This window comes from Bacteroides sp. 2_2_4 (assembly GCF_000157055.1).
GTDB lineage: Bacteria > Bacteroidota > Bacteroidia > Bacteroidales > Bacteroidaceae > Bacteroides > Bacteroides ovatus.
In genome coordinates this window covers 56,405-76,567 of record NZ_EQ973361.1, presented here as the reverse complement: position 1 = coordinate 76,567, position 20,163 = coordinate 56,405, and the positions used below count along the sequence as shown (strand labels likewise).

Here is a 20,163-nt window from a genome sequence, read left to right as displayed (position 1 = left end):
TTATGGAAGAAAGTAAGGAATTGCAAGGGTTCTATAAAATATTCCGCACAGTGGTATATGTGTCCGTACTGCTGGAGTTCTTTGAATATGCCATTGACCCTGCAATGCTCGACCACTGGGGCGGCATACTGACCGACATTCACGGACGCATCAAACAATGGATGATTTACCACGACGGCAATCTTGTGTACAGCAAAATCGTAACGGTACTGCTTATCTGCATCACTTGTGTCGGAACGCGGAACAAGAAGCATCTGGAGTTCAACGCACGCCGGCAGGTGGTGTATCCATTGACGAGTGGGTTATTGCTGCTCGTACTCTCCGTATGGATGTTCGGCCATACGATGGAAACAAGGCTTTATACCTTACCTCTGAATATCATTCTCTATATGATTGCCTCCATTGCTGGCGTAGTACCGGTACATATTGCATTAGACAACATTTCAAAGTTCATCAAGGAGGGACTGATGAAAGACCGTTTCAACTTCGAGAATGAAAGTTTTGAACAATGTGAAGAAAAAGTCGAGAATGAATACAGCGTAAATATCCCCATGCGATACTACTATAAGGGTAAATTCCGTAAGGGGTGGATTTCTGTAAGCAACTGCTTTCGAGGAACATGGGTAGTTGGAACACCGGGATCGGGTAAGACCTTCAGTATCATAGAGCCGTTTATCCGACAGCATTCGGCCAAAGGTTTCGCCATGGTGGTGTATGACTACAAGTTTCCTACATTGGCGACCAAGCTCTACTACCATTACAAGAAGAACGAGAAACTGGGCAGAGTACCCCAAGGGTGCAAGTTCAACATGATTAATTTTGTGGATGTGGAGTACAGCCGTCGGGTGAATCCAATTCAGGCAAAGTACATCAACAATCTTGCGGCGGCCAGCGAAACGGCGGAAACATTATTGGAAAGCCTACAAAAGGGTAAGAAAGAGGGAGGTGGCGGAAGCGACCAGTTCTTCCAAACCTCGGCGGTAAACTTCCTTGCCGCTTGTATCTACTTCTTCGTGAATTATGAACGTGAACCCTACGATGCCAACGGCAAGCCTCTATATGCGGAAAGACAGCAAGATCCGCAGACTAAATTCTGGAAACCGACAGGTATCGTGCGTGACCGTGAAGGCGGCAATATCGTGAAACCTGCCTACTGGCTGGGAAAGTATTCGGACATGCCACATATTCTGTCATTCTTGAATGAAAGTTATCAGACGATTTTCGAGGTACTGGAAACTGACAATGAGGTTGCTCCGCTGCTTGGCCCATTCCAGACAGCTTTCAAAAATAAGGCAATGGAACAACTGGAGGGTATGATTGGCACGTTACGTGTTTATACCTCGCGTCTGGCAACCAAAGAGAGCTACTGGATATTCCACCGGGATGGCGATGACTTCGACCTGAAGGTGAGTGACCCGAAGAATCCGAGTTACCTGCTGATTGCAAATGACCCGGAAATGGAATCCATCATCGGTGCATTGAACGCTCTTATTCTAAACCGTCTCGTTACCCGTGTGAATACCGGGCAGGGGAAAAATATTCCTGTGAGTATTATAGTGGACGAGTTACCGACACTCTACTTTCACAAAATAGACCGTCTGATAGGTACGGCGCGAAGCAATAAGGTGAGTGTAACGCTCGGCTTTCAGGAACTACCGCAACTGGAAGCCGATTATGGTAAGGTAGGTATGCAAAAGATCATTACGACGGTAGGTAATGTGGTAAGCGGCTCGGCACGTGCCAAAGAAACGCTGGAATGGTTGTCAAATGACATCTTCGGCAAGGTGGTCCAGATCAAAAAAGGCGTGACTATTGACCGGGACAAAACAAGTATCAATCTCAATGAGAATATGGATAACCTTGTGCCTGCCTCGAAAATCTCGGATATGGCAACCGGATGGATATGCGGTCAGACGGCACGGGACTTTGTGAAGACGAAAACAGGTATGGGCGGTTCAATGAATATTCAAGAATCGGAAGAGTTCAAGACGACAAAGTTCTTCTGCAAAACAGATTTTGATATGGCAGAAATCAAGAAAGAAGAAGCGGCGTATGTGCCGCTGCCGAAGTTCTACACTTTCAAGTCGAGAGAGGAACGGGAGCGCATCCTATATAAAAACTTCGTACAAGTGGGACAAGATGTGAAAGAGATGATAAAAGACGTTCAGAATAAGCGCAACGCGAAATAAAAATCCGGCTGTCTGATATAATGTAATATGTAATAAAAAGAACAAAAACCGCCAGTACGATTGTACTGACGGTTTACTTACTACTAACTAATCTCTTTTTCTGGTTTATCAGGAGAGCTACCTGCTTAATAATTGGGTGAGTTGCTGATGGCATTTTTTTTCGTATTCCTCTTTGTCAGTACCGCATTCAATTGCCCTGTCAATGACATCCCCTAACTCGTTGTAACAAACTTCTTCATTGACACACTCTGCATCTTTGCCTTTCAACAGATATACCTCATAATAGTCCGACCCATTAAGTGCAATAATGACGTATCCGGTGTGTAACAGTCCGTTTACTTTGATACGAAGTGCAGGCAGGTCTTTGAAGATGGTGGCTGCAAACTCTGCGATACCCCATGACATGAGGACGGGCATAGGGGTAAGTCCTATCAACTGCTCTTGAATGGTCTGTGCTATTTGCATTACATACTCTTTTTCCATAACTATGCTATTTTTAAGATGATTATTGTTTTTTATTCGAACCATTCCGGGTTGTCCTTTTTCAGTTCGGCAACCAATTCTACGTCTGTCAGTCGCAGGTTTGCCATGTCGGTAAAGAAGAAAACCTCGTCATAGATTCTTTCGGCTTCCTTGCTTGCGAAGCCTTCGTTTTCATCGTTGAAACTACCGGGCTGAAGGGCATCGAGCAAGGTAATCGAGCCGATAAGGAGTTCTTCACCCTCGTTGGATTCCACCACACGGCAAGGATAGTTATTGCCGCCAAATTGTACTTCTTGTGTTTTCATACGCTTGTTATTTTATTATTTTAATGGGATATGCTTTCCATTTGTCTTGAGGTATTCCATAAGACACTTTGCTTCTTCATGTGATGCACGATTGCGGTCATCATAGCGACGTGTCTCATCCGCCATCACAATGATGCACTCCTTAAACAACCTATAGAGGCTCTGTTGCAGTGTGGGGTGCATATCAGGTATAGCGGCTGCAAAACGCTTGGGATTGAAACTAAAACTATTCACTGCCATTTCCCATTCTTTGGCAAGTTTGTACTCTTTGCTTTCTTTGATGTTGTCCATTGTCATGAAATTTTAATGATTTATTTTTCTTCCCTCTGTTCGGTTCTATATTCTGTCTGAACCGCTTGGGATTTACAGATGCTTTACAGGACTGACGAACAAGCTACTTCCAACGCTTTTTTTGGAAAATTACTCATTCACAGAAAGGAAGAATTTTATAAAAATGCACTTCAAAGCGATGGAATCAAGCGCGGCAGTCCACCTTCGCGTCTGGAAAACCAACCGGCGAGGACAGGAAGGGACCGGAGAAGGAATAAGATAGAAAAGATAAAAAGGAGGAAACTGATAGGTATAAATGGAGACGGGTGGCGGCGGGGTATCGGGAGGTAGCTATAAATGGGATAGAAAAGGCATAATTGCGCGGATGGCGGGTTTGCCCGGCAGACGCGCCGCCCGACAACGGTTTGGAGCAGTTGTCCGTGAACATCTTCACCTTAATCTAATTACAAATTAGGAACGAATAGAGGACAGATAACTCTACCCTCTATTCGTTGGTTACTGATTATGGTTAAGCTGCAATATCTTCCTCTTGTGGCTGTTCTTCGGTCTGCATCCCTACTTCGGATTGCTGTTTGTCAGATTGCTCCGCTTCCTGCTTTGCTTGTTCCTGCACCAAAAGAACGGCTTTTTTCTCTTCGATACGTTGGTGACGCTTCTCATACACTTCATTATGTCCGTTCTTGATGTCTGCCAACAGGTCGGGCATATGTTTTTGTGCGAAGTCAAGCAAGAGGGATGCAATGGCATTGTTGCCGTATGCGTTCTTGAAATTAGCAATTAGAAAATCCCTGCGAATAATCGCTTTCTGCTTGCTCGTGAGGTTGGCAATGATATTTATCTTTTCTTCATCTGTAAGGTAGGAATAAGGCTTTTTTTCCTCGATACCTACCGCTTCGAAATGCTCTTTGCGGAGGGATGATAGCAAGAAGAAATAAATCATCTTGTCCTCGTCTTGCCCAAACTTGCAATCGGACATATCAACCTCCAAAATCTGTTTTTTTGTGTCCTCTACAGTTTTTTCAAGAGCAATTTCCCTGTTGCGTTTGTCTTGCTTTTCCAACTTCTCTACCGGTGAAAGCGTCTGCTCCTGTTTTGTGTCATTGGTAGTACAGGTAACTTTCGGAACATAACAGAGTACGATGTCCTTGCTCTCAATACGGAAATAAAGGATGATTTCACCTGCTTCACTTCGGGTACGGATTTCTTCGCATTCTTCTGTGTAATCGTTCAAATCCTGTTCGAACTCGCTCTGTGCCTGTTCGTATTCTTCGGTGGTGTCGTACTCCTCTTTTCGAGGTGCTTCGGGCTGTTCGGGATATGCCTTTGCATAATAGTTAAGGCTTTCCACTTCGTAACCCATGGCGGTAAGACGTTCTACTACGGCTTCATTGCTGTTGAAGCTTTCATGGCAAAGGGATACCTCAGGGCGTTCTTCCATAAGGCGCACGGCTTTCTCCGTGAGATATGCCGCATTCATTTCAGCAAGGCAAGTACGATTGGCGCAATTTCCGCAACCACCCTCGCAAAATAACATCATATTATTTGTATTGTGAGGACAGGACAGACAGAGGGTCTTGTCAAATGCGTATCGCTCCAAGTCGGTGGTATATTGCCGTTCGATGTTCCGTGCAACATCAGAGGCTTTCATTCCTCGCCAACTATTGTACTGCACCCCCTCTTTAAGATGCTTGTTGTACACCTCTTTCTGAATATCTTCCCCATAACGGCAAATTTCGCTCGCTACGCTGATTGTGATTTCGTCCTGTTCCAAAAGCTGTGCGATTTCGGGCATTAAGGAAACGAATTTAAGCCGTGTGCGGATATAGCTTTCGTTTTTACCGAACTGCACCGCCAAAGACTGCACATCATGGCGACCACTGTCAATAAGCTTTTGGTAGGCATTTGCTTCCTCTATCGGGGTAACATCCTTGCGCTGGAGGTTTTCAGTTACCGCCATTTCTTCGGCAACTTCGTCTGAAATTTCCATAACGACAGCCGGAATGTCTTCCAATCCTGCCATGAGGGAGGCACGATATCGGCGTTCTCCAAAAACAATCTCAAAGCGGTTGTCTTCTATCGGGCGTACTCCAATAGGCTGTAACACACCCTGCTGACGAATGCTCTCGGAAAGTTCTGCAAGGCTCGCTTCGTCAAAATTCTTACGTGGGTTGTAATTGCTCGGCTGCACGTTTGCCAATGCTACCATTGTGATGTTTTTCTCTACTGATTGAATTGCTGTTGCTTCCATAATCATAAAAATTTAATTGGTTTAATATTTAATTTTTTATTTTCCCTTTGTTCGGTTCTCTTTTCTGCCTGAACCGCTTGGGATTTACAGATGCTTTACAAGGACTGACGAATAAGCGATTTCCGACGCTTTTTCCGGAAAATTACTCTTTCGCAGAAAGGAAGAATTTTATAGGAAATGTACTTCAAAGCGACGGAATCAAGCGCGGCAGTCCACCTTTGCGTCTGGAAAACCAACCGGTGATGGCAGGAATGGACCGGATGAGTGGCATTAAAAGAATATAGAAAAGGAAGAATACGCTGAAAGGCGGATGATAAAACGGATGGAACTATAAAGGGATGATTAACGATACAACGGGACAAGCGGAAGGACGTAAGACCAGACGGTGTAAAACAGGAATGGAGCTTACCAGATAAAAATCCTTTGAGCCATTTCGCTAAATAAATCTGTATCAATTGCCTGTTTTACCAGAAATTTGCATTATTTTTGCAGTAACGAAACAGCCGTTTCGGAAACAGCCGTTTCGGAAACAGCAATAAAAAAGGATAAGGATATGAGATTTTTTGACAGGACAGAAGAAATAGCCTCTCTTCGCAAGATTCGCGAAATGGCCAAAAACAATGCTCAGTTTACAGTGGTAACGGGACGTCGCCGTATCGGTAAGACATCACTCGTGTGGAAGGCATACGAGGACGAACCGATTCTCTATTTCTTTGTTGCCCGGAAAGCCGAAGGCGATTTGTGTGAGGACTACCGGCTTGAAATAGAGAACAAGTTGGGGGTCCCAACCATGGGGCGGGCCGAACACTTCACCGATGTGTTCGAGTATCTGATGAAACTTTCGGCAGAACGTCCCATCACACTCTTTATCGACGAGTTCCAGGAGTTTTTCCGTGTGAACAAATCGGTGTTCAGCGATATGCAGCGCATCTGGGATCTATACAGCCCGAAGTCCCGTATTAACCTGATTGTCTGTGGTTCGATTTATTCCATGATGACAAAGATATTCAAGGATAAGAAAGAGCCGTTGTATAACCGGCAGTCGCGCTTTATGACTGTGCGTCCGTTTACCCCAACTGTTCTGAAAGATATTCTTTCGGAATACAACCCCGGCTACACGGCGGAAGATCTGCTGGCCTTGTACGCTTTCACGGGCGGTGTGGCGAAGTATGTACAACTACTCATGGATGCAGGAGCAACAACCAAAACGACTATGCTCGACCAGATTATAAAGGCCGACTCCATATTTTTGGGCGAGGGTAAAGCGATTCTTATCGAAGAGTTCGGCAAGGATTACGGAATCTATTTCTCCATACTATCGGCCATTGCACGAGGAAAAACATCCCGTTCGGAAATTGAAAACGTGGTAGGCAAGGAAATCGGCGGTTATCTTACCAAGCTGGAGAAAGAATACGAAATCATATCGAAGAAGCAGCCGCTGTTCGAGAAGAGTTCAGCCAAGAATGTCCGGTATGTCATCGAGGACAATTTCTTCACGTTCTGGTTCCGCTTCATCTACAAGTACAGCTATATGCTGGAGATAGAGAACTATGGAAGTGTGAAGATGATTATAGGTCGGGATTATGAAACTTTCAGCGGTCTGATGCTTGAACGTTACTTTAAGCGTGTACTGATAGAACGGCAAGTCTATACGCGTATCGGAGGCTGGTGGGACCGCAAGGGTGAGAACGAAATAGACATAGTAGCTGAAAACGAACTGGACGATACGGCGACATTTTTCGAAGTCAAACGCAAGGCCGAAAATATCGACATGGAAAAACTGGAAGCGAAAGCAGCCGCTTTCATGCGTGCAACGGGAGAGTTCAAAGGTTATTCCCTGTCATACAAAGGGTTGTCAATGACTGATATGTAGCAATACATATCGGCATAACGTACTAACAGAAGTCACAGATTTAAAAGAACGGGAAGCGAGGAACATACCCTCACTTACCGTTGTTTTCCAAATACTCCTTCATCGCCTCATTTACAATGTCTCTCAATGACATATTCTTCTCAATAGCAAGGAATTTCATACGCGTATGAACACTCTTGTCAATAACAAAATTGCAATGTACAGCAGGCTCTTTTTCTGTCTTAACTGATGTAGTTTCCTTCTTTTGCGGAGATTTCTTCGTGGATGACAGCAATCCGTCCAGTCCGCTTTTCATGCTGTCTTTCAATAAATCACTCTTGCCCATATTGTCTTATTTTAATTTCAAAACCTCTTGTGCCAAAGCCATATAATCTTTGGCTCCGTTGCAGTTCTTATTGTATTCAAAGACATTCTTTCCCTTTATAGGAGCTTCGGCCAGTGCCACATTGTCCCGCACAATCGTTTTGAAGACTTTGTCACAGAAAGAGTCATTGATAATTTCAGCTACACTCTTGTTGAGTGTCTTGCGCTTGTCGAACTGAGTAATAACAATGCCGCCAATACTCAGGTTCGGGTTCAGGCGTTCCTTAACAATCTCAATCACGCTTGTAATCTTCGCCATTCCGCGCATAGCGAGGAATTGTGCCTGTACCGGAATAATCAGAAAGTCCGCCGTGGTAAGGGCGTTGAGTGTCAGCAAACCCAGTGAGGGCGGACAATCAATCAGGATGTAGTCAAACTTCCGACTGTCAAGCAATTTCGTAATCAGGCCTTTCAGTATCAACTCACGTCCCGGCTCGTTTATCAGTTCGGATTCTGCCGCCGACAGGTCGAGACAGGACGGCACAACAGCAAATCCGTTCTCCAATTCGATAACCGGCAAGGGATATTCACCTCTCATTGCCCCATACACCGTTTGTTCTTCCTCAATGGAGAGACCACACGATTCTGTAAGATTTGCCTGCCCGTCCATGTCGATAGCCAGTACACGCTTTTTCTTCTGTCGCAAAGCAGCGGCAAGATTGATGGTGGTAGTTGTCTTGCCAACCCCACCCTTATGATTCAAAACAGCTATAATTTTTGTCATAATTTGATGTCTTTATATGCGATACAAAGATAATACTATTCTTAGTAAATACTATAATTAGTATATACTATTTTACTAAAAAGAGTATTTTAGTATTTACTACTATACTAAAATACTAATAAACTAAATGTAGTAAATACTACTTTCAGTAATAGCTAACTTACTACTTTACTATAATTAGTAAATACTACATTTAGTATTTGTTGTTTTTCAATACTATATGCACATCATCAGAACGGCAAGTCTTCCTTGTCCTCTTGCGGCATAGCTACCGGTGGTACAGGTACATTGCTTGCGGCATCTGTCGGACTCTCTGCTTCTGAAGTTGTACCCTCCCGTTTTCCGGTATTGATGAACTCCAATGTGTCTGCCGTAATGGATAGTTGAATCTGGGAGTTTTCATCTTTATCCTTCCATAGAGAAGCCGATAATGTCCCCTCAATGAGCAATAACCGTCCTTTGGTCAGGTATTCGGATAGCCGAATGTGGTTCTCTTTCTTACTCCGTACCCTTATCCAAGTAGTAACGCTGTTTCCGTGTGAATAGTCATCTACCGCCATATCAAATGCGATGAATGAACCGTGTGTTCCAGTAATAACCTGGCAATCCTTACCAATGCGACCAATTGTGTGAACGTATAACATAATAAATTCTTTTTGTGGCAGGTGGTTAGTCCTACCGTTACCTTAGTTTATCATTTTTTTATTTTCCCTCTATTCGGCCTGTTTGCGACCTCCGGGATGATTTTTTCTGCATCCAAAGGTGGCAGGAACAATCTGGCAAGGCTGAAGAGGAAAAATACGCTCACCAGCGGAGAGGAAGATTTTTGCGCTTCACTTGCGGCTGAATGCCGGCATTGACACGACTGGGACTGGCGATTACCTTTGCGGAAAAATTCAATCCACGGCAGGTTGCACGGCAGCAGAAAAGCGATAAATAGAAGTATATAAAAAAGGAATAGAAAACGCTAAAGCAGGGAATAATAAAACAGGAGAACGGACATGCAGGACTAAGCTCCAAAGACTACCTTGAAACTGTGAATAGTGATATAGTTATATCATTATCCGCAATTTCAAGTCTGTTCGTGTACCCTTTGAAAAATAACTTGACGCACTTTATGTAATGCGCTACACAAAGCGTGTCAGATTTTTCTTGTAGCAGGCTATCAGTCCTTATACAGATGGATATAGAAAAAAATATAAAAGTAACCGACAATAGCTAATGTCAAATACCCCTTGCTCCAATGGCCTGATTAGACTATTAAGTCCATAATCACTTATATGTACTTTTTAGACTCTTTTGAAAGTTCTCGTGAATTTCTATGGTTATTTTGAAAGCAGTATTCTCAAGTCATTTTTATTGATACCCATATATTTGCATATTTTAAACTCACTTATGCCGTCAGATAACATTTCTTGAGCTGCTTTTCTATTCCTTTCATACGCTTCCAGTTTGTCAAAAATGGTATCTGTTAGATAATCTATCCATTCGAAAAAGACCTTTTCCCCTTCTTGAGTACTAAAATCTATTGTACAGGTTTTCGCACACCTCCTATGAAGTATCAGATAATAAATTCCTCCAATCAGATTCGCCATAATAGCTTTAATATTGATTTTCGCCGGTTTAAACAGATTGTCATAAAACGCAATCAAATTTAGATTCATAATATCCCGTGTTTCTGCTGTTCTCTTTGTCGTTTCATTGATAACCGACATTTCATAAAGTAACAACTTTTGCATTACAGTGTTATCAGACAAGTTCCTATAAAGGGTCTTGAATGTTTCCGCAAAAAACTTTTTAGGTCCCAATATGTTCAGGCTGGAAACGTCAATAGCATCATTGATCCAGAAATCATACTGCTTGGCAAGCCTGTCGTAAAGATTGTCCATCGAGCCGTATCTTCTATAAAACACATTAGCTTCTATGTTTGCAGCTTTCATCAATGCACTCAAATTGACATTACCAAAACCATATTCAGCTACAAGCTTTTCAAGTTCGGATATTACCTCCTTGTCTATTTGTTCATTTGTCCTCCTATTTCGAGCTTTCTTTTCTTTCTGTTTCACTATTATATAGTATGTTATAAAAATAAATCTGCAAAAATCAGTAAAAGGAAATATTTTTATTTTAGCTTTCGATAAACTTCTTCTTTTCTGAATTGACGATAATATCCCAAGGTAGGCTGTAAGTATTTATGCAGCTATTCCATTCTCTTTTCATTTGTTTTGATATAGAGCAATTGGGTCTGTTGCAAATATACATTTTTATGCTTTACAAACAATAGACAGAATATAAAAACTACGTTGCCAATAAATTTGCATTTCAATAATAGACGTATTAATTTGCTTATTTATTGCTATATTATGGGAAAAAATCTCCAATTTGAAAAAAAGAACACTTTCTACATGAAGAAAACTTACAGCACATCTACATCAAACCCCTGATAGTTTCCGATTGCGATAAGAGAAGTCAATTTAAATGAGACCCTAATGATTTCATATAAAGAAAACTTCATGTTAGATTATTCATGTGAGAATTATAAGAATAAAGAAGCATTATATCAACTAATATAACTAATATGGTAGTCAACAAGAAAAGAAAAAAAATATTTTTATATTTTTTTCTTTGTGGAACAGACATCAGTCTAAAGTCATGTTCCAATTTTTGATATTTTTTCTCATCATATATTTTTAAATTGATAAAAGATAATATTATCAACAATATAAGCATGGGAATAGCTATAGGTTCTGGTTTGTCATATATGCAAAGTTGAACTTGGTCATCAAATAGAGTCAACAAAATAGAAACAAAAAGCAACACATAAGAAAATTGACATACCGTAACAACTACAAAAGAACGGTCAGGAAACCCCTTTGACGGTACAGTTGTCCAAATCCAATAAAATATATTATCGAAAAATGAAACTCTATTTTTTTCTTTGAAAGAGGATGTATTACGTTTTATATTCATTGTATTGTGGTATCATTTTCCTTGTCTTAATATATGTTTTTTATGATTGGGCCTGACTCTCATTGGTTCACAATAATAAGGACGGTCAACTCTTGTTGCATCTGCGGGAGTAATAGTACCATGTATTTCTTCATAACTTGGCGGGGAAATATATGGACGTTTTGAAACACTGGTTATGAACCATAAAATACCAAGAGCAATTCCAACTGGAGGGCAATAAGCACCGATAATATAAATACCCGTGTTCACTCCCATATTTAATGCCGCCTCGGAAAAAGTCTGTTTACCAGAAATCCATAGTGCTGTATCAATAATAAGCCCTGCAAAATAGATTTTCCTACCTACACCTTTCGCAACTTCACCTTTTGTTGTATATACTCTATTGGGATTACGAACCAAAGTACCTTGTCTGTTTATCTGAATATACTTTTCTCCAATGACAATAGGTTTTTGAGATAATTGCTCAAAAGAATTTGCAATACCATATAAAGACAAAGCAGTAGTTCCCTTGTCTATCAGCCCCTCTAATGGTTGCAATCCACTTTCAATATTTTTCTCATCCTTTATCACTACCAATTCATAGAAAGGTGTGGAAAATGATTCAGTAGATGTGGTATCAGATGATATGACATAGCGAGACCGCCAAAATACACATCCTAAACCTTCAACATAACCATTATGTAATTGTCGATTTTGGCACATTGCCTCAAATTGCTGCAAAGTAATTTCCATTTCAGACCTTTTTATTATATGAACGAGAAATATTTGTCTAAAGTGGCAAATATACAACTCGTTAATGTTTTACTTATTCTTGATGATATTTACCGTCCAGTATTGTACCTTCATAGCAACCAATCCTTATGGCAAGCTGCATAAATAATGCTTTTTCTGTGAATATGCGATATAGCATGAGGCTAAAAGAGTATGGCTCCTTTGGCTTAACCCTCGTTCACTTTTACATTAAAGTGTGCAAGAGCTTGTCCGATTTCGCCACGCTATTGAGGATACTCATCTGATCGGACACCTATTCTTATCCAATACTCTTTCTTTTCTTTATTCAAATAAGTGAATAAATGATTTACAGATGGACATACATTATGCCCATCTGTAAATTCAAAATTATTCAATACTATTCTTGATGATATTCGCTTTCCCAAATAGCATCTTCCGGATTATCGCCTTTATGACCGGCAAGCTGTATCACGAAGCTTTTTGCCGGGAAATACGGTGTGATGTGGATGTCAAGAAGCACACGGTCTTTCTGATTCGGGTCTTGTTCAATCTTCATAACCTTGAAGCGTTCGATGAGCTTGTTCGGGCCCATTACACTATCGAGGAATTTCACAACCTGACCACGTAGATCTGCTTCCGTGCGAGTAGTCCAATTTTCAAATGCCCGACGGTTCAGGAAGTCAATCAGTACCTTCGTTATATAGTCGAATACACGAACTACGGAGTAGGTCTGCAAGCCAAGATTATCTCCATTAAATAATGTCTTGGCAGAGAAAGCCATAACCTTGCTGTACTCGTTCACCATCGGCACAAGACCCATACGTTCAAGCTCGGAAATCTCGCTCTTGCGAAGGTCGAAGCGTACACTTTCTACTTCATTAAGTCCACCAAATTTCTTTCCGGCTACTACCTGAGACATTAAGGTGTTGTATATTTTTCCGGCAAGTGAAGAAGATGGCGGAATATAAAGATTTTCTTCTTCTCCAACGCTTTCCTCTCTTTGACGACCAAGCAACCAGTTACAGGTCATAATAGTATTCGATTTGAACACATCTCCACTCGTATGATTGGCATTGAAGAATATATCTACTACATCGTCCGGAGTTTCAAGGTCTTGGAAGTCTGTAACAAGAAAAACCTTGTTCTCGTATGCCATTTTAGACCACTTATCCAAAATGGCATTTGAGCCTATATATCCAGGAACGACAAGCAAGGAGTAGTTGCGACGCAGGTCAAGACGGTCAAAATTCTGTTTGAGTTCGTTGCTAATGTGGTCAGCGAAAATGGTATTGTCCAAATCCTGAAGCTGCTCCATGGTCGCATTGACAATGGTGACATTCTTCACCTTATCACTTTCCGTGTTCTTGTAAAAGAACGCAATAGTGCGATATGCGCTTTCAAGTTCCCGTGTCCTGGCAAGAGCATTCTTCAAGTTATGATTAAGAAGGTTCTCGGCGTTTTCTGCGGTTTCTTTGGCCTTGTCCCGCATTTGTTCGGCAGTGTCATTCTCACGTAAGAGTTTGAGCCATACGCTTAAGCGATTAACCAAGGCCTTACGTTCATTTTCCCACTGTTCATCCGTGAGGAAGATGTTGCGACGGGCCTTTCGTGCCGGATTAAGATTGGAATACCCATCTATGATATTTTCAAGAAAAGCGAAGCCACCAAATTCTTTGAGTTTGTCTATTGCCGATGCAGATGACTTTTGCGCCTGTTGTGATACGACTTTCTGTGAGGTTGTCGTACTGGCTGTCTGTTGTTGAGTTTCCTGCTTCATCTTAGTAAAAGATTAAAGTTCTACTTTCTTTTGATTTGCCAGAATCTCCTCGATTGATGATTCAATCACGTCCATAATGGCATTTTTGACTTCCGGATTTTCAAGTGCTTTCTGTAAAGCGCGGTTGGAAGTAAGCTGGCGAGTTATTCTGACACCCTGCTCTTTCTCAATGTCAAGTTTACTCAAGAAATCACTCTTCTCTTTAATCTTCTTGGCTCCGAAGTCTCCAAGTCCGGTGAATGTCATAATTTCCTTGATTTCATTACCTTCCGCATCCACGTGGCATAAGTCAACTGTTGGTTCAAAACGTTGGAACACATCTTCAATGGTTTCCAAACCATACACGCTTTCCGGAGCCGCAGGAGCTTCATCTGTCAGTTTTTGAACTATCAAAGTTCGGTTGGAGGGGATTTCCGCGATGGATTCGTTCGCATCGACTTTTACTTCGTTGCCTCCAATTCCATAATTGTAGATTGCCATAGAATTTACTTTTTAATATCATACTTTTTTTATAGCTCTCTTTTGGTTTTGTGACCGTGCGCAATATATGAATTATTTCTGAAACCGTCAAATTTTTAGGAGCATTTTATTGGCATCTAACAAGGAAAAGAGTATATTTGCGAAATAGAATAAAATAAAAGAATAGTATGACTTACCTGAAAATGCCATTACAATTGCAATCGGCTGTTGCCAAGAAATTGCAAAGGTGTTCCTATCAGGAATCGATAGCCCAACACATCATGCTACTGATTCTTTCTCACCATGGGGAAGTTATCGGCCGAGAAGACTTTGGTTCCATGATATGGGACCTTGAGTTCAACCAACTTGTGAAAATCAGCGATTGGGAGGAAGGAGTAAAAAACTCCTTAATAAAAACGATAGAGAAATATGAAAAGAGACTACGGAATGTAGATGTGAACGTCACCCTTTTGGAAATAGAAGAAGAAAATATAGATAAAGTATCTCATATCCGAAGAAAGGCACAAATAACCGTGACCGGAATAATGGATAGAACCAACGAGAAATTCAGTTTTAACACCTCATTATATATAAGCCCTTTATCACAATAATCGAACTATGTCAGACAAGAAACAAATTGCAATAAAGGAACGAATATTAAAGCAGGCTATGGAGTTTTGGGGTGTATCCGATATACGCGATATGGACCCCGTGATAGATTTGCTGCTTGAAGTTTTTGCCCATGAGTCCAACAAGCTGCATCAAGAAATAGATCAGTCCGATTCACGGATACTTCACCGCCTGTCCAGAATACTCATAGGAAACAAATGGTCGCTGCCAAAGCCGGCCCATGCGCTTATGACTATTACCCCCAATCATGGGGAATGTTGCGAACTTGATGCCGAAGATCATTTTTATGCAGAGAAAAACATATTTGGCAAAGGAGATATTCAAGTCTTTATAACCCCTTTGTTTTCCTATAAACTGGTTGATGCAAAAGTCAAAGCAATCGCATACAACGATAGTATAAGGCATTCAACCGATAGCTTTAGCACTCCAACACGCTTCCTTGGCCCTAAAAACCGGATAGCGGATTATTGCGTCTGGGTCGGGCTGGATGTGTCTAAAGAAGTCCTGCAAAAAATGGACTCTGTAATGTTTTGTATCAAGCCTTCCGATATGGGGTTGCTTCCGTTTATGAATATGGCTTTCTTCTATGACTGCACAGGAAACCGATTGAATACAAAAACAGGCCTTCATGTTGAAGATCCATATAGTAATGCGCACTACTTTGATGAAATCCGCGATTTTTATAGTGACCTATATTTTAATGTGAGTATAAAAGATGCTTCCAAAGAGAAACATTCCTACCGGGAAATGTTTCCCGGTTATGTGGCCGACTGCGAGGTCCCGGATGACTCTGAGAATCTCTTTTGGGTCAAGATAGTCTTTCCGGAAATATTCACGAAAGAAAGTCTTGAAAATCTGGAAGTATATTTGAACACATTTCCGGTTGTAAACAGACAAATCGTTTACAAACAGCATAATTTCCGTTCCACCGGACGAATTATACCCCTGAAATGTCCGGACCGTACACAATTCTTGAACATACGCTCGTTTCAAGACAACAAAGGCCGGGAATATGTAAACCGACTGAACCAGTATGAGGAAAATCCGACAGGTATATTCAGCCTGTATTTTGGCGACCTTGAACGATTTGATTCGGACAGTGCCCGCTCACTAATTTCAAAAGTGTTACAATTAATGAAAGAAGACGGGAGTGCTTTTGCCTCAATGAATCCGGATGCACTTTCGACGCAGCTCAAAGAGTTGTTCAACAAGATAAATGATATAGAGAAAGGATTGGAGGCCACGCTAAAAGGAGATAACAAAATAAAGGCCTTTGTTTTAAGTGTCCCCCAAAAGGATGCGACCAATGCCGAGATAAAATATTGGGTGACTTCCGGTTCTCTGGCGAACGGTTTCAATGAACGCACACTGATACAACAATTCAACATAGAAAAATATGACGCTTCAGGCATCATGTTGCGCACTTGTATGCAAGGAGGAACAACGCATGATAGCGAACAGGAACTTATTAATAGTTTAAGGTACGGTCTGTTGTCCCGGGAACGGATTATATCTAAAGAAGACATCAAAAGCTACTTGTTGCACAAGCTGGGAAAACACGTTGAATCAGTCGAAGTCGGTAATGGCGTGACTATATCTCCTGACAGCAAAAAAGGATTAATCAGAGTGACAGAGGTCAAGATAAAGTTTGGACAATTTGATAAAGATGAAATTCCCAATCTGGAAGAATTGGCCCATTATCTTGAAAAAGATTTGACTGAACGCTCTGTATGTAATTCAAACTATAAAATCAAATTCGTATGAATGATAGCAATTATAGCCCAAGTTTGGTGTCTGCCCTTAAGATAGCAAGAGGAATGGCACTTCAAGACAAGCATAACACGTTCGGCGTGTCACATCTTGTCATGGCCATGTTTGCAGAAAACACGGGTCTAAAGGAAATTTTATCCTCGATGCAGAAGGATGTCGGCTACATAATGGAATGGTTTGACACCCACCGCGAAATGTATAGGTCCAGTGGCACTTCCACAGAAGAAGTGGAACCTGATGAAGAACTGTCAAAGGTTTTGGATGAATCCGAACGGTCTAAAATTAAATTAGGAGCGGATTCCATAGACTCCATCTGTGTGTTTACCGCCATATTGCGTGAAGGTGTCGTGTATTCGCATCAGCAGATAGAGATGCTGGATGTTTCGGAAGATGACATATTGTCCCACTACAATGCCCTTACCCCGTTGCATTCTTATCAAGGAGAGGAAATGCAGATAACAGCAAGCGTTCCTTATGCCGACAACCTAAAAAAGCAAGAAACCATCAATGCCGGTGGCTTTGTCGTCGGTAGGGAAAAAGAGGTCCGTACTATTTTAGAATGCCTCGAACGCTCAGAGAACAAGGGCATACTGATTGTCGGTGAATCCGGTATCGGAAAGAGTTCCATCATCAACGCCTTTGTCAAAGATATTTGTGAGAATGAAGATGAGATGTTAAAGCAAATATCTATTGTCGGACTCAATACGGCAAAACTGCTCGCATCAACCTCGTCTGAAACGGAGATAGCACAAAAAGTTGTCAATCTGATGCACAAGCTCAACCAATTGGAACAAGCTGTGCTGGTGATTGATGATTTACAGGTTCTTTTGGAGAACAGCGTATCAGGCAAAGCATCCACACTTATCAACATATTAAGTGCGCAAATCAGCGAGGGAGCCGCAAATCTTGTTCTCACACTCACGAACGATTCTTACCGGAAGAACATCGAAAAGCATCCGATAGAAGGGCGTCTTGATATCATAAAGATTGAAGAACTGGATACGGCTACACTTGAAAGTGCCATACAATTACATAAAAAAAGGATTGAAAACTATTACGAGCTGAGAATTTCAGATGCGTGTATTAAAGATTCAATCGCACTCTCCAAACGATATTTTAAGGAACGCAGCCTGCCATCTGCCGCCATCGACCTGCTTGACAGAACCGCTGCTGCCGTCCGGCTATGCAATAAGAATGCACGAGCCAGTGTTTCTGATTTGGAAGCGGATTTTGAGGAAATAAAGAGTCTCGACGAAAAAATATCTGAAGGGCCGCTTTACTTACTATACCGTTCTGTATTCAGCAAAATCAGTGTCGTATTGACCACCAAACTGTCAGACAACTATGTATGGGATAAAGAAGATGACATCGCGATAAAAGCAGGACGTTTGTCGGGCATCATCAAAGAATTAAAGGCACTATCCGACCAGTCTATTGAAGAGATACGCTCTTCGGAAATAGAGGCGATTGTAGCGGAGTGCACCAATATACCTATCGGAAAAATACAAGCCCGCGAGAAGGATCGACTTTTGAGCATCGAGAGCAAATTGCAAGAACGGGTCAAAGGACAGAACCGGGCTATTACGACTTTATCAGATGCCATTATAGAATCACGCAGCGGACTGAGTGACCCCAAGAAGCCTATAGGTTCATTCTTCTTCCTTGGCCCTACCGGAACGGGAAAAACAGAACTCACAAAATCACTGGCCGAGTTACTGTTTGATGACGAATCAGCCATGATCAGATTTGACATGTCCGAGTTCAAGGAAGAACATTCGGCTGCATTGCTGTATGGTGCACCTCCGGGATATGTAGGATATGAGGAAGGTGGTTTACTGGTCACTCAAATCAGACAGAAACCTTATTCGGTAGTGTTATTCGATGAGATTGAGAAAGCCCACAGCAGCGTTTATGATGTTTTCCTGCAAATGATGGATGAAGGCAAAATACATGATAAACTGGGCCGGGAAGGAGATTTTTCAAATTCCATAATCATTTTCACCTCCAATATCGGAAGCCAGTGGATTGTGGAACAAATACAATCCGGACATATTCCTGATTCCGGAAAGCTCATCGAGGTTATGGCACAGTATTTCCGACCTGAATTTTTGGGACGTCTCACCGAAGTGGTTCCGTTTGCGCCAATAGATGAAAATGTTGCCAAACAGATATTCAACCTCCATTTTGGAAGATTGCAAGAACAACTGATGAAACAGAAAAATATCCAGTTGAATTTGTCGGATGAAGCATTGCAACATCTGGCAAACAAAGGGTATTCTCCCAAATACGGCGCACGTCCGATTGCTGGAGTCATAAGAACTTATATCAAGAAGTCCGTATCTCGTCTGATTGTCTCAGAACAAATCAGGCCGGGTGACAACATCGTCATAAACTATCGAAACGGTGAACTGATATGGGAACAATGTTAGCGCAAAAGAAACCCTTGGAAAGCATCCAACGAAGTCAGGCAATAAACTTTGTCGCAGAAATCTTTTATGATGAACTTCAGTTTATTCTTGACCGGCGGCTGTTGGACCATACTATGGTTAATTGCCATGGTATGAACAGTCGTGTGAAATCCAGAGATGTATTAAGCGTTTCGGTACAGCATATCGCAACGACAAATGCCGACAAAGAATATATATTGCTGAATCTGGCAAGAAACAGCATCTACCATCAATTGCCGGAATTACTATTTCATCCATTGGTGCTTAGCACACCGGGCATGAGCAACAAGGAGATAGTTGAAGCCATCCGAGCCAATGAAAAACAGGATAAAGAGCTTATACAATTCTTTGCACCCTTTGATACAGAGTTTTTCAAAGAAAAGGTCCGTATCAATAACCGCCATCTGAATTTCTTTTCAGACCCGGACTCCAAGAAGAACTTCATCAAGATGATTGAAGTAATGGAAAATGTCGAACTATCCATTACTTCCCATCAGAAATATAAGCTGTTCCTATTCCTCTGCAATGCAGAACGGTATAAAGAGAACCTGCCTGCTATCGAGCAACTGCTTCTTATCGTTTTGGGATTGAAGGTGAAACTGCGACTGGAAGTCCATGAGATTAATGAAACGGTTTACCTTTCCGTCGGTTCCGGATGTGTCGGACAGACATTAGGCCTTAATGGTCTAATGATAAGTGAAACCGATGATTTGACGGCGACAATCATCCTTGATACTCCGACAGATGACTATGAGGAGGTAAAAACGCATCTATCCAATGTCCGCCGGATACTTGAATTTTTCATCCTTTCAACAAGAAATATCGAAGTTGATTATCTGGTACATGGAGAAACGGATTTTATACTCGGAGAAAACCGATTAGGATATAATATGAACTTATGA

Annotated in this window: 19 protein-coding genes; 7 read left to right on the top strand and 12 right to left on the bottom strand. The window is 41.6% G+C overall.

The window, feature by feature from the left end:
- Positions 1-2 precede the first annotated feature (2 nt).
- Positions 3-2,189: a type IV secretory system conjugative DNA transfer family protein gene (locus BSCG_RS12420; RefSeq protein WP_008776226.1), complete on the top strand. Its 2,187-nt coding sequence runs from the start codon at positions 3-5 to the stop codon at positions 2,187-2,189.
- Positions 2,190-2,306: 117 nt separating this feature from the next.
- Here BSCG_RS12420 and BSCG_RS12425 read toward each other — a convergent pair whose 3' ends face one another.
- The 4 genes from BSCG_RS12425 to BSCG_RS12445 form a co-directional block, all read right to left on the bottom strand.
- Positions 2,307-2,672, bottom strand: a complete 366-nt coding sequence (locus BSCG_RS12425) for a hypothetical protein (protein ID WP_007218147.1) — start codon at positions 2,670-2,672, stop codon at positions 2,307-2,309.
- A 32-nt stretch (positions 2,673-2,704) separates the two neighbouring features.
- Positions 2,705-2,977: a hypothetical protein gene (locus BSCG_RS12430; protein ID WP_004310164.1), complete on the bottom strand. Its 273-nt coding sequence runs from the start codon at positions 2,975-2,977 to the stop codon at positions 2,705-2,707.
- A 15-nt stretch (positions 2,978-2,992) separates the two neighbouring features.
- Positions 2,993-3,268 carry a hypothetical protein gene (locus tag BSCG_RS12435; RefSeq protein ID WP_004322070.1) on the bottom strand — a complete coding sequence of 92 codons (276 nt, stop codon included), beginning with the start codon at positions 3,266-3,268 and terminating at the stop codon, positions 2,993-2,995.
- Between the two features lie 508 nt (positions 3,269-3,776).
- Positions 3,777-5,516, bottom strand: coding sequence for a ParB/RepB/Spo0J family partition protein (locus BSCG_RS12445; RefSeq protein WP_007218146.1), 1,740 nt, complete (start codon positions 5,514-5,516; stop codon positions 3,777-3,779).
- 47 nt (positions 5,517-5,563) lie between these two features.
- Here BSCG_RS12445 and BSCG_RS30010 point away from each other — a divergent pair, with 47 nt between their 5' ends.
- On the top strand, positions 5,564-5,800 hold the full coding sequence (locus BSCG_RS30010) for a hypothetical protein (RefSeq protein ID WP_008776224.1): 237 nt from the start codon (positions 5,564-5,566) through the stop codon (positions 5,798-5,800).
- A gap of 269 nt (positions 5,801-6,069) precedes the next feature.
- Positions 6,070-7,389, top strand: coding sequence for an ATP-binding protein (locus BSCG_RS12455; protein WP_007218145.1), 1,320 nt, complete (start codon positions 6,070-6,072; stop codon positions 7,387-7,389).
- Between the two features lie 70 nt (positions 7,390-7,459).
- Here BSCG_RS12455 and BSCG_RS12460 read toward each other — a convergent pair whose 3' ends face one another.
- From BSCG_RS12460 to BSCG_RS12495, 8 genes are all read right to left on the bottom strand, one after another.
- Positions 7,460-7,714 carry a hypothetical protein gene (locus BSCG_RS12460; RefSeq protein WP_007218144.1) on the bottom strand — a complete coding sequence of 85 codons (255 nt, stop codon included), beginning with the start codon at positions 7,712-7,714 and terminating at the stop codon, positions 7,460-7,462.
- A 6-nt stretch (positions 7,715-7,720) separates the two neighbouring features.
- Positions 7,721-8,476, bottom strand: a complete 756-nt coding sequence (locus tag BSCG_RS12465) for a ParA family protein (RefSeq protein WP_008776222.1) — start codon at positions 8,474-8,476, stop codon at positions 7,721-7,723.
- A 230-nt stretch (positions 8,477-8,706) separates the two neighbouring features.
- On the bottom strand, positions 8,707-9,120 hold the full coding sequence (locus BSCG_RS12470; RefSeq protein ID WP_008776221.1) for a single-stranded DNA-binding protein: 414 nt from the start codon (positions 9,118-9,120) through the stop codon (positions 8,707-8,709).
- Positions 9,121-9,801: 681 nt separating this feature from the next.
- Complete coding sequence (locus BSCG_RS12475) at positions 9,802-10,542, bottom strand: TetR/AcrR family transcriptional regulator (RefSeq protein WP_008776219.1); 741 nt, start codon at positions 10,540-10,542, stop codon at positions 9,802-9,804.
- Positions 10,543-10,987: 445 nt separating this feature from the next.
- Positions 10,988-11,446: a hypothetical protein gene (locus BSCG_RS12480; protein ID WP_008776218.1), complete on the bottom strand. Its 459-nt coding sequence runs from the start codon at positions 11,444-11,446 to the stop codon at positions 10,988-10,990.
- A 12-nt stretch (positions 11,447-11,458) separates the two neighbouring features.
- Positions 11,459-12,178: a hypothetical protein gene (locus BSCG_RS12485; protein ID WP_005777329.1), complete on the bottom strand. Its 720-nt coding sequence runs from the start codon at positions 12,176-12,178 to the stop codon at positions 11,459-11,461.
- A gap of 397 nt (positions 12,179-12,575) precedes the next feature.
- Positions 12,576-13,955, bottom strand: a complete 1,380-nt coding sequence (locus BSCG_RS12490) for a DUF5458 family protein (protein WP_004310152.1) — start codon at positions 13,953-13,955, stop codon at positions 12,576-12,578.
- Between the two features lie 12 nt (positions 13,956-13,967).
- Positions 13,968-14,435: a hypothetical protein gene (locus BSCG_RS12495; RefSeq protein ID WP_004310151.1), complete on the bottom strand. Its 468-nt coding sequence runs from the start codon at positions 14,433-14,435 to the stop codon at positions 13,968-13,970.
- A 167-nt stretch (positions 14,436-14,602) separates the two neighbouring features.
- Between BSCG_RS12495 and BSCG_RS12500 the strand changes: the two genes are divergently transcribed.
- From BSCG_RS12500 to BSCG_RS12515, 4 genes are read left to right on the top strand one after another with little or no spacing between them, the layout of a single operon-like run.
- Complete coding sequence (locus BSCG_RS12500) at positions 14,603-15,025, top strand: GPW/gp25 family protein (protein WP_004310150.1); 423 nt, start codon at positions 14,603-14,605, stop codon at positions 15,023-15,025.
- A 7-nt stretch (positions 15,026-15,032) separates the two neighbouring features.
- Positions 15,033-16,808: a type VI secretion system baseplate subunit TssF gene (locus BSCG_RS12505; RefSeq protein WP_008776214.1), complete on the top strand. Its 1,776-nt coding sequence runs from the start codon at positions 15,033-15,035 to the stop codon at positions 16,806-16,808.
- The gene (locus BSCG_RS12510) at positions 16,805-19,243 is read left to right on the top strand and encodes an AAA family ATPase (protein ID WP_008776213.1); all 2,439 of its coding nucleotides are present in this window, start codon (positions 16,805-16,807) and stop codon (positions 19,241-19,243) included. The genes BSCG_RS12505 and BSCG_RS12510 overlap by 4 nt, the downstream gene beginning before the upstream one ends.
- A complete protein-coding gene (locus BSCG_RS12515; protein ID WP_008776212.1) occupies positions 19,228-20,163 on the top strand; it encodes a hypothetical protein in 936 nt (311 codons plus the stop codon). The genes BSCG_RS12510 and BSCG_RS12515 overlap by 16 nt, the downstream gene beginning before the upstream one ends.

Bases quoted from the DNA above. Each gene is read 5' to 3' on its own strand.
- BSCG_RS12445 (WP_007218146.1), bottom strand. From the start codon at position 5,516: ATGGAAGCAACAGCAATTCAATCAGTAGAGAAAAACATCACAATGGTA.
- BSCG_RS12465 (WP_008776222.1), bottom strand. From the start codon at position 8,476: ATGACAAAAATTATAGCTGTTTTGAATCATAAGGGTGGGGTTGGCAAG.
- BSCG_RS12515 (WP_008776212.1), top strand. From the start codon at position 19,228: ATGGGAACAATGTTAGCGCAAAAGAAACCCTTGGAAAGCATCCAACGA.
- BSCG_RS12425 (WP_007218147.1), bottom strand. From the start codon at position 2,672: ATGGAAAAAGAGTATGTAATGCAAATAGCACAGACCATTCAAGAGCAG.
- BSCG_RS12455 (WP_007218145.1), top strand. From the start codon at position 6,070: ATGAGATTTTTTGACAGGACAGAAGAAATAGCCTCTCTTCGCAAGATT.
- BSCG_RS12420 (WP_008776226.1), top strand. From the start codon at position 3: ATGGAAGAAAGTAAGGAATTGCAAGGGTTCTATAAAATATTCCGCACA.
- BSCG_RS12500 (WP_004310150.1), top strand. From the start codon at position 14,603: ATGACTTACCTGAAAATGCCATTACAATTGCAATCGGCTGTTGCCAAG.
- BSCG_RS12460 (WP_007218144.1), bottom strand. From the start codon at position 7,714: ATGGGCAAGAGTGATTTATTGAAAGACAGCATGAAAAGCGGACTGGAC.
- BSCG_RS12495 (WP_004310151.1), bottom strand. From the start codon at position 14,435: ATGGCAATCTACAATTATGGAATTGGAGGCAACGAAGTAAAAGTCGAT.
- BSCG_RS12490 (WP_004310152.1), bottom strand. From the start codon at position 13,955: ATGAAGCAGGAAACTCAACAACAGACAGCCAGTACGACAACCTCACAG.
- BSCG_RS12430 (WP_004310164.1), bottom strand. From the start codon at position 2,977: ATGAAAACACAAGAAGTACAATTTGGCGGCAATAACTATCCTTGCCGT.
- BSCG_RS12435 (WP_004322070.1), bottom strand. From the start codon at position 3,268: ATGGACAACATCAAAGAAAGCAAAGAGTACAAACTTGCCAAAGAATGG.
- BSCG_RS12480 (WP_008776218.1), bottom strand. From the start codon at position 11,446: ATGAATATAAAACGTAATACATCCTCTTTCAAAGAAAAAAATAGAGTT.
- BSCG_RS12505 (WP_008776214.1), top strand. From the start codon at position 15,033: ATGTCAGACAAGAAACAAATTGCAATAAAGGAACGAATATTAAAGCAG.
- BSCG_RS12485 (WP_005777329.1), bottom strand. From the start codon at position 12,178: ATGGAAATTACTTTGCAGCAATTTGAGGCAATGTGCCAAAATCGACAA.
- BSCG_RS12510 (WP_008776213.1), top strand. From the start codon at position 16,805: ATGAATGATAGCAATTATAGCCCAAGTTTGGTGTCTGCCCTTAAGATA.
- BSCG_RS12470 (WP_008776221.1), bottom strand. From the start codon at position 9,120: ATGTTATACGTTCACACAATTGGTCGCATTGGTAAGGATTGCCAGGTT.